The 13,699-nt window shown below is 66.2% G+C and carries 9 protein-coding genes; 5 read left to right on the forward strand and 4 right to left on the reverse strand.

Annotated features, from left to right (window positions below):
- Positions 1 to 8: 8 nt before the first annotated feature.
- Positions 9 to 1,343, reverse strand: a complete 1,335-nt coding sequence (locus ACFLEY_RS45485) for an MFS transporter (RefSeq protein WP_060909446.1) — start codon at positions 1,341 to 1,343, stop codon at positions 9 to 11.
- Positions 1,344 to 1,488: 145 nt separating this feature from the next.
- Here ACFLEY_RS45485 and ACFLEY_RS45490 point away from each other — a divergent pair, with 145 nt between their 5' ends.
- Genes ACFLEY_RS45490 through ACFLEY_RS45505 form a run of 4 tightly spaced genes read left to right on the forward strand, consistent with a single transcriptional unit; the run spans position 1,489 to position 6,087 of the window.
- On the forward strand, positions 1,489 to 2,142 hold the full coding sequence (locus ACFLEY_RS45490) for an ABC transporter ATP-binding protein (protein WP_060909447.1): 654 nt from the start codon (positions 1,489 to 1,491) through the stop codon (positions 2,140 to 2,142).
- Positions 2,139 to 4,601, forward strand: coding sequence for an FtsX-like permease family protein (locus tag ACFLEY_RS45495; protein WP_060909448.1), 2,463 nt, complete (start codon positions 2,139 to 2,141; stop codon positions 4,599 to 4,601). Before ACFLEY_RS45490 ends, ACFLEY_RS45495 begins: the two co-directional genes overlap by 4 nt.
- Complete coding sequence (locus ACFLEY_RS45500) at positions 4,591 to 5,673, forward strand: lipocalin-like domain-containing protein (protein WP_396604453.1); 1,083 nt, start codon at positions 4,591 to 4,593, stop codon at positions 5,671 to 5,673. Before ACFLEY_RS45495 ends, ACFLEY_RS45500 begins: the two co-directional genes overlap by 11 nt.
- A gap of 27 nt (positions 5,674 to 5,700) precedes the next feature.
- On the forward strand, positions 5,701 to 6,087 hold the full coding sequence (locus ACFLEY_RS45505; protein WP_060909450.1) for an MAPEG family protein: 387 nt from the start codon (positions 5,701 to 5,703) through the stop codon (positions 6,085 to 6,087).
- A 192-nt stretch (positions 6,088 to 6,279) separates the two neighbouring features.
- On the opposite strand, the gene ACFLEY_RS45510 is transcribed toward ACFLEY_RS45505, so the two are convergent.
- From ACFLEY_RS45510 to ACFLEY_RS45520, 3 genes are all read right to left on the reverse strand, one after another.
- Positions 6,280 to 7,473, reverse strand: a complete 1,194-nt coding sequence (locus ACFLEY_RS45510; RefSeq protein WP_060909451.1) for an ABC transporter substrate-binding protein — start codon at positions 7,471 to 7,473, stop codon at positions 6,280 to 6,282.
- Positions 7,474 to 7,746: 273 nt separating this feature from the next.
- Positions 7,747 to 10,911: an efflux RND transporter permease subunit gene (locus ACFLEY_RS45515; RefSeq protein WP_060909452.1), complete on the reverse strand. Its 3,165-nt coding sequence runs from the start codon at positions 10,909 to 10,911 to the stop codon at positions 7,747 to 7,749.
- Complete coding sequence (locus ACFLEY_RS45520; protein WP_211433534.1) at positions 10,908 to 12,125, reverse strand: efflux RND transporter periplasmic adaptor subunit; 1,218 nt, start codon at positions 12,123 to 12,125, stop codon at positions 10,908 to 10,910. The genes ACFLEY_RS45515 and ACFLEY_RS45520 overlap by 4 nt, the downstream gene beginning before the upstream one ends.
- A 403-nt stretch (positions 12,126 to 12,528) precedes the next feature.
- Between ACFLEY_RS45520 and ACFLEY_RS45525 the strand changes: the two genes are divergently transcribed.
- On the forward strand, positions 12,529 to 13,683 hold the full coding sequence (locus ACFLEY_RS45525) for an iron-containing alcohol dehydrogenase (RefSeq protein WP_060909453.1): 1,155 nt from the start codon (positions 12,529 to 12,531) through the stop codon (positions 13,681 to 13,683).
- The last annotated feature ends 16 nt before the right edge of the window (positions 13,684 to 13,699 follow it).

The following is a 13,699-nucleotide window of genomic DNA, read 5'->3' on the forward strand; positions in this document are numbered from 1 at the left end:
GCCACCCCTTACGTCGGCGACACCGCGCCTTTCAGCGCCGCTGCCTGCGAGGCGGCAGCGCGCGTCAGCCGAGCCTTTTCGCTGTTCGGCCAGAGCAGGGCCAGGCCGAGCAGGCCGGAGCCGACCATGATCACGGCGTTGATGGTGAAGCCGGTCATGTAGCCGTCGAGCATGCTGCCGGCGCGCTGGATCACGGTGCCCATCACGGCGGGCGCGATGATGCCCGAGAGCGTGTAGAGCGCGCCGTAGATCGCCAGGATCGCGCCGCGCTGCGACGACGGCGTGAATTCGCCGAGCATGGGCGGACAGACGACGTAGATCGCGCCGCACAGGCCCGTTCCGACCACGAGCAAGGCGAGCTGAAGGCCGGCGCCCTGAACATACGGCATCGCAGCCAGGATCAGGCCGCCGACCATCAACGGGACCGAGCCGAGCACGCCGCGGGCGACGCGCGTGGTCGATCCGCGGGCCATCATCAGTTGCGAGATCCAACCCGTCAGGATCACGATGGTGGCGCCGAACACCCAGGGCAGGGTCGAAATCCAGCCGGCCTGGCTCTGCGAGAAGCCGAGGCCCTTGATGATGAACGGCGTGAACCAGGTCAGCCCCAGCGACAGCGCCCAATAGGCCCCGAAGGTCGCCGCGACGCAGCCGACGAAGGTGCGCGAGGTGAGAAGCTGAAGATAGGGAATTTTCGTCTCGGTGGCGGCAAGGGTGTGCGTGTCCTCCAGCGGGCCTTCCTTGCCGAGCGCGAGCCAGGCGCAGACCCAGATCAGGCCGACGACGCCGAGCGCGCCGAAGGCGTAGTGCCAGGAGTGATTGACGATGACCCAGTTCAGCGCCGGCACCGCCAGGATGACGCCGAAAGCCGAGCCTTGCGACAGGATCGCAGTCGGCAGCGTGCGCTTCTCGTCGGGGAACCATTTGTAGATGGCGTGCGCGGCGACCGAGAAGGCCGGGCCTTCGCCGGCGCCCAGCACGATGCGGCAGATCAGCAGCGTGGTGAAGGAGACGGTGCCGACCATCGGAAACTGCGCCAGCGCCCAGACCACCGCCAGCGTCAGGAGCACCCAGCGCGTCGGCACCTTGTTGACGATGAAGCCGACCACGATGGCCGAGATCGAGAACAGGAAGAAGAACGAAGACCCGAGCAGGCCGAACTGCTCCGGGGAGAGCTTCAGGTCCGCCATGATCGGCACGCCGGCGAGGCCGACAACGATCTTGTCGGCGAAGTTAACCAGCATAAATAGAAACAGCAGAAAGGTGACCGTCCAGGCGCCCTTTGGTGTTTCCCTGGATGTCGTCGTCTTGCCCGCCACCATGGGCGTTCCCTGAGCGCTCATCGTTCTCCCCGTCTGTCTTTTTGGCAGTTTTTTGATTTGGCCGTTGTTGGAGCTAACAACGGCTTCGACGGCAACGCAACCCCGGCATTTCCGCGGCAGGTGTGCTACGCAGCATTTCCGTTAATTCCGTCCGGCGCCATTCATCGTGCTGAGCATCCGAAATCTCTCCAAGACGTTCTCCTCGGCCGCCGAACCGGTCCACGTGCTGCGCGGCGTCGACCTTGACCTCAAGGCCGGCGAACGCGTCGCGCTGACCGGCGAATCCGGCAGCGGCAAGAGCACGCTGCTGCACCTGATCGCGGGGCTCGATGCCGCCGACAGCGGCTCGATCCGGTTGGAAGACACCGAGGTCACCAAGCTGTCCGACGCGGGACGCGCCAGCCTCCGGCGCGACCGGATCGGCCTCGTGTTCCAGCAGTACAACCTGATCCCGAGCCTGTCGGTCGCCGACAATCTGGCCTTCCAGGCGCGGATCGCCGGCCGGCACGACGCAGCCTGGTCCAGTGAACTGGTCGAACGGCTCGGGCTCGGCGCCCTCCTGAAGCGCTATCCCGAGCAATTGTCCGGCGGCCAGCAGCAGCGGGTCGCGATCGGCCGGGCGCTGGCGACAAGACCCTCGCTGCTGCTCGCGGACGAGCCGACCGGAAATCTGGATGAAGCGACCGCCGAGGACGTGCTGGCGCTGACGCGCGACCTCGTCACGCGCACCGGCTGCGGATTCCTGATGGTGACGCACAGCCTGCATCTGGCCGGCACGCTCGACCGTCACCTCACTTTGCATGCGGGGCGAATCGCATGAGGCGCGCGCTGTGGGTCCTCGCGGTGCTCCTGAGCCATTGGCGGCGGCACAGGATGCAGTTCGCGACACTTCTGATCGGGCTGATCGCCGCGACCGCGCTGTGGAGCGGCGTGCAGGCGATCAACCAGCAGGCCCGCAATGCCTATGACCGCGCCGCGGCGACGTTCGGCGGCGTGCGGACGCCGATGCTGGTCGCACCCAATGCGGCGACCTTCTCGCAAGACCTGTTCGTCAGGCTCCGACGCGCGGGCTGGCCGGTCTCGCCGGTGCTGGAGGGCCGCGTCCAGATCAACGGGCGCTCGGTGCGGCTGCTCGGCATCGAGCCGGTGACGCTGCCGGTGGATGTCGGCAACGCGCCACGCCTTGGTGCCGCGGACCTGACGAGCTTCGTCGCGCCGCCCGGCCAGACGCTGGTGGCGAAGGAGACGCTGGCCGACTTGCAGGAGCAGGAAGGCGCGGCGCCGCCGATCAGCAGCGGCGCAACACTGCCGCCGCTGCACGTGCAGCCGCAGCTCGTGCCCGACGTGCTGGTGGTCGATATCGGCGTGGCGCAGAAGCTCCTGAACAAGCCGGACCAAATCTCGCGGTTGCTGATCGGCAAGCCGAAGAGCAAGCCGGCGCCGCTGGCGAGCGTCGTCGGCGACCGGCTGCAACGAGTCGAGCCGAATGCCGAGACGGAGCTGGAGCGCCTCACCGACAGTTTCCATCTCAACCTCACCGCCTTCGGCCTGTTGTCGTTCTTCGTCGGCCTGTTCATCGTCAATTCGGCCGTGGGTCTTGCCTTCGAGCAGCGACTGCCGATGCTGCGCACGTTGCGGGCCTGCGGCGCCTCGGCGCGCCTCGTCAACACGGTGCTGGTGATCGAGCTGGTGGCGCTGGCGCTGGTCGCCGGACTGATCGGGCTCGTCTGCGGTTATTTCATCGCGGAAGCGCTGTTGCCCGACGTCGCGGCGTCGCTGCGCGGGCTCTATGGCGCGCAGATCCCGGGGCAACTCACGTTGCGGCCCGAATGGTGGCTCGCCGGCATCGGCATCAGCGTTGCCGGCGCGCTCGTTGCGGCGGCGACCAGCCTGATCAAGGCGATCAGGATGCCGGTGCTGGCGACCGCGCAGCCGTACGCCTGGCAGCAGAGGCAGCGCCGCTGGCTGATCCTGCAAAGCATTGCGGCGTGCATGGTGTTCGCGGTCGCGCTGCTGCTGCTTCACTATGGCGAATCGCTGATCGCAGGCTTTGGCGTGCTGGCGGCGCTGATGCTGGGCGCGGCACTGATCCTGCCGGCCTTCCTCGACATCATCCTGCTCATAGGCCAGCGCGGCGCGCGAGGACCGCTCGCGCTGTGGTTCTGGGCGGACAGCCGGCAGCAGCTCTCCGGGCTGTCGCTGGCACTGATGGCGCTGCTGCTCGCGCTCGCCGTCAATGTCGGCGTCTCCACCATGGTGGAAACCTTCAGCCGCACTTTCGTCGGCTGGCTCAACGGGCGGCTCGCGGCCGACGTCTACATCAGCGCTTCCGACAATGCGCACGGCGTCGCGATCCGGAACTGGCTGAAGGAGCGCAGCGAAGTCCAGGCGATCCTGTCGGGCGGCCGCGCCGAGACGCAAGTCCAGGGCCAGCCGGTGGAGCTGTTCGGCCTGCCCGATCACGCACTCTATCGCGAGCGCTGGCCGCTGCTGGAGACTGCGCCACGCGCCTGGACCCAGCTGGTGCCGGGCAATGCCGCCTTCATCAGCGAGCAATTGAGCCGCCGCCTCAACGTCCGCGTCGGCGACGTCGTCGAGGTGCCGGCGCCGGGCGGGACCTGGGAGCTCGACATCGTCGGCATCTATGCCGATTACGGCAATCCCAAGGGTCAGCTGGCCGTGAATGTCGCGGCGCTGATCCGTCACTTTCCGCAGACGCCACAGACGCGGATCGGCCTCATCGTCGCGCGGGACAAGATTCCGGACTTGATCGCGGCCTTGCAGAAGCGGTTTGCACTCGACGACCGCAGCGTCGCCGACCAGGCGACGGTGAAGGCGGAATCGATCCGCATCTTCAACCGCACCTTTGCGGTGACATCGGCGCTGAACGCTTTCACGCTCGGTGTCGCCGGCATCGCGCTGCTGACCAGTCTTTTGACGCTGGCCAACTCCCGCCTGCCGCAGCTCGCACCGCTGTGGGCGATCGGCATCACGCGGCCGCGCCTCGCCGCGATCGAATTGACCAAGACGCTGTCGGTGGCGCTGTTCACCTCGCTGCTGGCCGTGCCGCTCGGGCTGCTGGTGGCGTGGTGCCTGATTGCGATCGTCAATGTGAAGGCGTTCGGCTGGCGGCTGCCGTTCCATGTGTTTCCGCTGCAACTTGTCGAGCTGGTCGCGGTCGCGCTGGTCGCCTCGCTGCTCGCCGCGCTGCTGCCGGTTGCACGGCTGGCGCGGATGCAGCCGGCGAACCTCGTCAAGGTGTTTGCCAATGAGCGCTGACAAGATCTCGCGGCGCGCATTTGCCGGCGGCATAGCCGCGCTCGCTCTTGCGCGCCGCGCCGGCGCGCAAGGCTATGCCGGACTCGGCGAGACGGCCGACGGTTTTGCGAAGGTGACGCCGGGAAAGGCGTTCGCCTTCCCCGCCGATCACGGGCCGCATCCGGAATTTCGCATCGAGTGGTGGTATCTCACGGCGAACCTCGTCGATCGCAGCGGCGCGGCTTGCGGCCTGCAATGGACGCTGTTCCGTCAGGCGGCGCAGCCGGGACCGCAAGGCGAAGGCTGGGCCAATCAGCAAATCTGGATGGCGCATGCCGCGGTGACGCGTGCCGACACCCATCGCTTCAGCGAGCTGTTTTCGCGCGGCGGGATCGGACAGGCCGGCGTCGAAGTGAAGCCCTTCGCGGCGTGGATCGACGATTGGGAGATGAAGGGTCTTGAGCGCACCGACGATCGCGCTTTGGCGCCCCTGACGCTGAAGGCCTCCGGCACGGACTTCAGCTATGCGCTGACGCTGGAGGCCGATCGTGCGGTGGTGTTGCAGGGTGACGGCGGCTTCAGCCGCAAGTCGGAGCGCGGCCAGGCCTCCTACTATTACAGCCAGCCGTTCTACCGCGCGCGCGGCACGCTCACCATCGATGACAAGCCGGTCGATGTGTCGGGGCAGGCCTGGATGGACCGCGAGTGGAGCAGCCAGCCGCTCGACGCCGACCAGACCGGCTGGGACTGGCTGTCGCTGCATCTTGCATCCGGCGACAAGCTGATGCTGTACCGGCTGCGGCAGAAGGACGGCAAGGACTATCCGTTCGGCAACTGGATCACCGCCACCGGCAGCACGCAGATGATCTCGGGCAGCGACATTCAGATGACGCCGGGAGCGACCGCCGAGGTCGCGGGGCGCAAGCTGCCGGTGGAGTGGCAAATCGCCATTCCCTCGCGCTCGTTCTCGATTTCCTGCAAGCCGCTCAATCCAAGGGCCTGGATGGGGACCGGCTTCTCCTATTGGGAAGGGCCGATCAGCTTTGCCGGCACGCATGACGGTGTTGGCTATCTCGAGCTGACCGGGTGTTGAAGCGCGACCTCTTCAAGGAAGCGAGCGATGTATCACCTCACCGCCCTCGTCACGCTGCTGGCGATTGCGTTTTATTTCTTCGCCACCATCAACGTCTCGCGCGCGCGAGCGAGGACGGGCATCAAGGTGCCGGCGACCTCAGGACACCCGGACTTCGAGCGCGCCTTCCGCATCCAGGTCAACACGCTGGAATGGATGCCTATCTTCCTGCCGTCGCTCTGGCTGTTCGCGATCTATATCAGCGACGCCGTCGCAGCCGGGATCGGCGCGCTCTGGATCGTCGGCCGCATCGTCTATTTCATCGGTTATTCGCAGGCCGCCGCAAAGCGCGGCCCGGGCTTCTTGATCCAGGCCATCGCAGCGATTGCGCTATGGGTAGGGGCGATCGGGGCGGTGGTGTCGCGGCTGGTATGAGGGGCGGGCTGTGGCCATTCCGCCGTCGTCCCGGACAAGCGCAGCGAAGCGGAGCGCAGATCCGGGACCCATACCCACAGGGAGTGGTTTTGCGAAGACTCGTAGTGGGAATCTCGCGCCACACTTCTCCCTGGGGTTATGGGTCCCGGCCTGCGCCGGGACGACTCGGAGATTGTAGCGCGGTCCTCGTCCCTACTTCGTCAGCGGGCAGCCGCTGTCCTTGGCGGTGAAGAACGCCTTGTCGCCGGGGACGGTGGCGAGCAGCTTGTAGTAGTCCCAGGGCTTCTTCGACTCCGAGGGCTTCTTGACCTCGAACAGATACATGTCGTGGACCATGCGGCCGTTCTCGAGAACCTTGCCGCCCTGCGCGAAGTCGTCGTCGACCGGCAGCTCCTTCAGCTTCTTGGCGACCGCATCCGGATCCTTGGTGCCGGCGGCCTTGACCGCCTTGAGATAGCTCAGCGTCGCCGAATAGGTGCCGGCATGGATCATGCTCGGCATCCGCCCGGTGCGCTTGAGGAAACGTTCGCCGAGATTGCGGGTGCGGTCGTTGAGATCCCAGTAATAGCCTTCTGTCAGCACCAGGCCTTGCGCGGCCTGCAAGCCGAGGCCGTTCACTTCGGCCAGCGTCATCAGGAGGCCCGCGAGCTTCTGACCACTGGCGACGATGCCGAACTCGGACGCCTGCTTGATCGAATTGGTGGTGTCGAGGCCGGCATTGGCAAGCCCGACGATCTTCGCCTTCGAGCTTTGCGCCTGGAGCAGGAAGGAGGAGAAGTCCGACGAATTGAGCGGCACGCGCACCGAGCCGACCACCTTGCCGCCGTTGGCGGTGACGATCTCGCTGGTGTCCTTCTCCAGCGCGTAGCCGAAGGCGTAGTCCGCGGTGAGGAAGAACCAGGTGTCGCCGCCGGCCTTGGTCAGCGCACCACCGGTGCCGACGCCGAGCGCGCGGGTGTCGTAGGCCCAGTGGAAGCCGTAGGGCTGGCAGGCATCCCCGGTGAGGCGCGAGGTTGCGGCGCCCACGACGATGTCGATCTTCTTCTTTTCCTTGGAGAGCTCATGGATCGCGAGCGCGACCGAAGAGGTCGTCAGCTCCGTGATCATGTCGACGTTCTCGACGTCGTACCAGCGCCGCGCGATCGAGCTCGCCAGATCCGGCTTGTTCTGATGGTCGGCGGTGACGAGCTCGATCTTCTGGCCGAGCACCTCGCCGCCAAAATCCTCGATCGCCATCCTGGCCGCTTCGACCGACCATTTGCCGCCGTAGTCGGCATAGACGCCGGACTGGTCGTTGAGGATGCCGATCTTGACGCCTTGCGCGGAGGCCGGTGCTGCCAGCAGCAGGGCCGAGGTTGCGACGGCGGCCAAAAGGGCTGATTTCATGTGTTGGCTCCCAGCAGTTTTCTGTTTTGAAATCGCGCGGATACTAGTGAAGAACCCCGGGAATGCCCATCCATTGCGTGTTGGTCGTTAGTATGAAGGGCGGCACCACAAAAACCGTCGTCCTGGACAAGCGCAGCGAAGCGGAGCGTAGATCCAGGACCCAATACCCCAGGGAGCAATTTGGCGAAGACCGGTGGTCGCAACCTGCTCGCGCCGCAACTTCTCCCTGGGGTAATGGGTCCTGGCTTTCGCCAGGACGACGCTGGAGAAACATCACATCGCGACCTTCGGCTTCCCGTCGTTCTTCCCCTCAGCCAGGTTGCGCACCACCACATAGAAGATCGGCGTGAACAGAAGCCCGAACAGGGTGACGCCGAGCATGCCGAAGAAGACGGCGACACCAACGGCCTGGCGCATTTCCGAACCGGAGCCCGTCGAGACCACCAGCGGCAGCACGCCGAGAATGAAGGCGAAGGAGGTCATCAGGATCGGCCGCAGACGCAGGCGGCAGGCGTCGATCACGGCCTCCAACCGCGGCTTGCCTTCGTTCTCGATGTCGCGCGCGAACTCGACGATCAGGATCGCGTTCTTCGCCGCCAGTCCCACCAGCACGACGAAGCCGATCTGGGTGAGGATGTTGACGTCCTGCCCCATGATGCGGACGCCGATGGTGGCCGCTAGCAGGCACATCGGCACGATCAGGATCACCGCGAACGGCAGGGTCCAGCTGCCATATTGCGCGGCGAGCACGAGATAGACGAACAGCACGCAGATCGGGAATACCAGCAGGCCCGCGTTGCCGCCGGTGACCTGCTGGTAAGAGAGATCCGTCCACTCGAAGGTGAAGCCGCTCGGCAGGGTGTCGTCGGCGAGCTTCTTGATGGCGTTGAGCGCGGTGGTCGAGCTCGTCCCAGGCGCCGGCTCGCCCTGGAGCTCGGACGCCGCGTAAAGATTGTAGCGCGCGACGCGGTCGGGCCCCGAGACATCCTTGAAGTCGACCACGCTGCCGAGCATCACCATGTCGCCGGAGGCGTTGCGCGTGCGCAGCCGCGCGAGATCGCTCGGCTCTTTGCGGAACGGGAAATCGGCCTGCGCGGTGACGTGGTAGGTGCGGCCGAACAGGTTGAAGTCGTTGACATAGGTCGATCCGAAATAGGTCTGGATCGTGTCGTTGATGTTGGCGATGGGTACACCGAGCTTCTGCGCCTTGGTGCGGTCGATGTCGACGAAGAGCTGCGGCGTGTTGGCTGAGAACGGCGAGAACACCGTCGGAGCGAGCAGCGAGGGCGATTTGCGGGCGGCGGCGACGAGCTCGTCGGTCGCGGATGCCAGCAGCTCGGGCCCTCGGCCCTGGCGGTCCTGGATGCGGATGGTGAAGCCGCCGCCCGTGCCGATGCCGGGCACGGCGGGTGGCGGAATCACGATGATGAAGGCGCCCTGGATCGCGGCGAGGCGCTTGCGCAGCTCGGCCGTGATGGCATTCGCGGTCAGGCCCTTCTTCAGCCGCACCTCGGGCTCATCGAACACAGGGAAGAGCGCCGCCGCATTGCCGGCCTGCGTTCGTGTCGCGCCCGAGAAGCCGGCGAAGGCGGCCACGCGGATAATGCCTGGCGTGTCCAGCGAGATCCGCTCGATCTCTCGGACAATCTCGGTGGTCCGCGCCAGCGATGCCGCACCCGGCAACTGCACTGAGATAATGACGTAGCCGCGGTCCTGCGCCGGGATGAAGCCCTGCGACGTCGTCCCGATCAGCCAGCCTGCGCTGCCGATTAGCACGACATAGATTAGCAGCATCACCACCGAGTGCCGGATCACGAAATTGGCAAGGCCGGCATAGCCATGCGCGAGACGGTCGAACGTGCGGTTGAAGACGCCGGTGAAGGCATTCCAGCCGCGCGCGACGACGTTCCAGCTCGCCGGCGGCCGCTTCTCCTCGTGCGGCGTCAGGATCTGCGAGGCCAGCGCCGGTGACAGCGTCAGCGAGCAGAAGCAGGAGATCGCGGTCGCAACCGCAATGGTGACGGCGAATTGCTGGAAGAACTGCCCGGAAATGCCGCCCAGAAATGCGGTCGGCACGAACACCGCGCACAGCACCAGCGCGATCGAGACCAGCGCGCCGCCGACCTCTTCCATGGTCTTCAGCGCGGCATCGCGCCGGCTCAGGCCGTGCTCAAGATGGCGCTCCACATTCTCCACCACCACGATGGCATCGTCGACCACGATGCCGACCGCGAGCACGAGGCCGAACAGCGTGAGATTGTTGATGGAGAAGCCGAGCGCCGCCATCACCGCAAAGGTGCCGACCAGCGAAACCGGGATCGCGATGATCGGAATGATCGCGGGCCGCCAGCCCTGCAAGAACACCAGCACCACGACAACCACGAGCAGCATGGCCTCGTAGATGGTCTTGATCAGCTCATGGACGGACTGCGCGATGAATTCGGTCGGGTTGTAGCCGATATTGTAGTCGAGGCCTTTCGGAAAACTCTCCTTGAGCTTCGTCATCGTGTCGGAGATGTGTTTGGCCGTCGCGAGCGCGTTCGATCCCGGCCGCTGCGTCACCAGCATCGCGACCGCCGACTTGCGCAACAGGAAGCTGTTGGTGGAATACGCCAGCGCCCCGAGCTCGATGCGGGCGACGTCGCGCAGGCGCACCGTGCGGCCGTCGGAGCCAGCCTTGATCAGGATGTCCTCGAACTGCTTCTGGTCCTTCAGGCGTCCGGTGAAGGTGAGGTTCGGCTGGAAGGCGCGATCGGCGATCGGCGGCTCGGCAATCTGTCCGCCCGCGATCTGCACGTTCTGGGCACGGATCGCCGCCAGCACCTCGGTCGAGGTCAGGCCGAGATTGGCGATCCGGTCGGGATCGAGCCACAGCCGCATCGAATAATCGCGCGCGCCGAAGATCTGGATGTCGCCGACGCCGTCGATGCGAAGCAGCTGGTCGCGGACCTGGAGCAGCGCGTAGTTGGAGATGTAGAGCTGGTCGAAGCTGTCGTCGGGCGACAGCATGAACACGACCATCAGGATGTCGGGCGAGTTCTTGCGGGTGACGACGCCGTTGCGCTGCACCTCGTCCGGCAATTGCGGCTGCGCGATCGCGACGCGGTTCTGCACCAGCACCTGTGCCTTGTCGAGGTCGGTGCCGAGCCTGAAGGTGACGGTGATCGTCAATTGCCCGTTCGAGGTCGCCTGGCTGTAGAGATACAGCATGTCCTCGACGCCGTTGATCTGCTGCTCGATCGGAGCGGCGACCGTGTCGGACACGGTCTGCGCGGAGGCGCCGGGATATTGCGTGGTGACGACGACGGTCGGCGGCACCACCTGCGGATATTCGGAGACCGGCAGCGTGGTGTAGGCGAGCGCGCCGACGATCAGCAGCACGATCGACAGCACCATCGCCAGGATGGGCTGGTTGATGGAGAGGCGGCCAAGGTTCATGACTTGTCACCGGGCTTGCCGCCGGCCGGCGCGGGCGCGGGAGACGGAGCGACCTTGGCGCCGACGCGGGCGCGCTGGATGCCGTTGACGATGACGCGGTCGTCAGCCTTCAACCCTTCGCGGATCACGCGCAGGCCATCGTCGATCGGCCCAAGCACCACGGGACGCGCTTCGACGGTGTCATCAGGCTTGACCACGAACACGATCTTGCGGGACTGGTCGGTCGCAACGGCGACATCCGGGATCAGCAGCGCCTCGTGGGGCGCGCTGCCGATCAGGCGGACGCGGCCGAACTGGCCGGGCAGGATCGACAGATCGGTGTTCTTGATCACGGCGCGGCTGCGCAGGGTCCCGGTGGAGACATCGAGGCGGTTGTCGAGGAAGTTGATGGTGCCCTCATGCGAGGGCTTGGTCTCGCCGGCCAGCGTCACCTGCACCGGGTTCGCCGTATCGCGCGAGCTCGGGCGCTTACCTTCGAACCAGAGCTTGCTGTATTTGATGAACGTCGTCTCATCCATGTCGAAATAGACGTAGATCGGATCCAGCGCGACGATCGAGGTGAGCAGCGTCGAAGTGCCGGTATCGCTGCCCTGCACGAGATTGCCGGGGCTGACGAGATGGCGGCTGACGCGGCCCGTGAGGGGCGCGGTCACATGGGTGAATTCGATGTTGAGCTTGGCGGCCTTGAGCGCGCCTTCGGCCTGCACTTCCGCCGCGTGCGCGGCCTGCAAGGCCTGGCGGCGCTGATCGACGACCTGCTCGGAGACGGCGCTGGTCTGCACCAGGTTGAGGCCGCGATCGAGCTCGCGCTTGGCAAGCTCCACCTTGGCGCGCGCATCGGAGAGCTGACCGTCCGCCTGCTCCGCCACCGCCTCGAACGGACGCGGGTCGATGACGTAGAGCAGATCGCCCTGGTGCACGATGGCGCCGTCCTGGAATTCGACGGAGTTGACGAAGCCGCCGACACGGGGGCGCACCTGCACCTCCTCCACGGCCTCGAAGCGGCCGGTGAATTCGTCCCAATCGGTGACGGTGCGCTTGACCGGCTGGGCGACCGTCACCGGCGGAGGTGGCGGGGCCGCGGCCTGCGAGGTCGGCTGTCCGCAACCGGTGAGTGCAAACGCCGCGGCGAGAAGGCCGGCGATGGCGTAAGGCCGCGGCCGAACGAAATCGTGCGTTTTGACAAGTTGCTCGCTTCCATCCGGTCCGCTCATCCCAGGTCCTCGCATAAAAGCCGCAGAAAACGCAGGGTACTCGCCTACCCGCGGGGGACACAAGATGGGCTGCCATAATGAAATCTTCAAGACGATGGCTCGCGCAACGCTCGGCGAGAGGACCTAGCCTGATGACGGGTTGACAGGGAGGGAGATGGCGCTCCTTCGCCTCTCCCAGCTTGCGGGGAGAGGCCGAATCGCATCGCAAGTTGCGATCCGGGTGAGGGGGAGTCTCCGCGAGTCCAACTGTCACCTCCCTTGCGGAGAGCCCCCCTCACCCCAACCCTCTCCCCGCAGGCGGGGAGAGGGAGAAGAGTAGCCAGCGTCTTCGCGCATGACGGGCGGGGCAGGCTCGGCTAGATTACCTCTACAAGAACAAGACGAATTGTCCGGGAGGACAGACGTGCACCAGGGACGTGTCGTTTACGGCGCGATCGAGGAGGTCGTCTTCGGCCATCCTGCGGCAGGCGCCATCGTCGCGCAGATGGACCGGCTGGGGACGCGCCGTGCCTTCCTGATGGTCTCCGGCACGCTGAACCGGCAGACCGACGAAATCGAGAAGATCAGACAGGCGCTCGGCGCACGCTGTGCGGGCGTGTTCGACGCCATGCCGGCGCACACGCCGCGCGAGGCGGTGATCGCCGCCGCCAATGCGGCCCGCGAGGTGGGCGCCGACCTGATCGTCACGGTTGGCGGCGGCTCGATCACCGACGGCGCCAAGGCGGTGCAGCTCTGCCTTGCCAACGGCATCGACGATGTCGACGGCATCGAGCGCATCCGCGTGCACAAGGGCGTCGCGCCGGAGATGAACGCGCCGACCGTACGGCAGATCAGCGTGCCGACGACCATTGCCGGCGGCGAGTTCAGCGCGATCGCGGGCGTGACCGACCGCAGCACGCATGTGAAGCAGATGCTGCGGCATCCGCTCACGGTGCCGCGCGCGACCATCCTCGATCCCGCCATCACCGTGCACACGCCGGAATGGCTGTTCCTGTCCACCGGCATCCGCGCGGTGGACCATTGCGTCGAGGCGATCTGCTCACGCGAGACGCACCCTTATGCCGACGCGCAATCGGTCAAGGGCCTCGCCATGCTCGCCGACGCGCTGCCGCGGGTGAAGGCCGATCCGGCCGACCTTGACGCGCGGATGGATGCGCAGATCGGCACCTGGCTGTCGATGGGCGCGCTTGCGGCCGGCGTGCCGATGGGCGCGAGCCATGGCATCGGTTACGTGCTGGGTGCGGCCTTCGACGTGCCGCACGGCTACACCTCCTGCATCATGCTGCCGGCGGTAATGCGCTGGAATGTGCGCGACAATGCCGAGCGCCAGATGATCGTGGCCGCCGCCATGGGCTTTCCCGGCCACAACGCCGCCGACGTGCTGGACGCCTTCATCCGCTCGCTCGGCATGCCGCGCAGCCTCGCGGAGGTGCACGTCTCGCCCGAGCATTTCGACGCCATCGCCGAGCAGGCGATGCGCACGCCCTGGGTGCCGCGCAACCCGCGCAAGATCGACGGCCCCGCGCAGTTGCGCGAAATCCTGCTTCTCGCCGCATAATCTCAAGCCGGAGGAT

It is taken from the genome of Bradyrhizobium sp. YCK136 (assembly GCF_044570075.1).
In the GTDB taxonomy this organism is placed as follows: domain Bacteria; phylum Pseudomonadota; class Alphaproteobacteria; order Rhizobiales; family Xanthobacteraceae; genus Bradyrhizobium; species Bradyrhizobium diazoefficiens.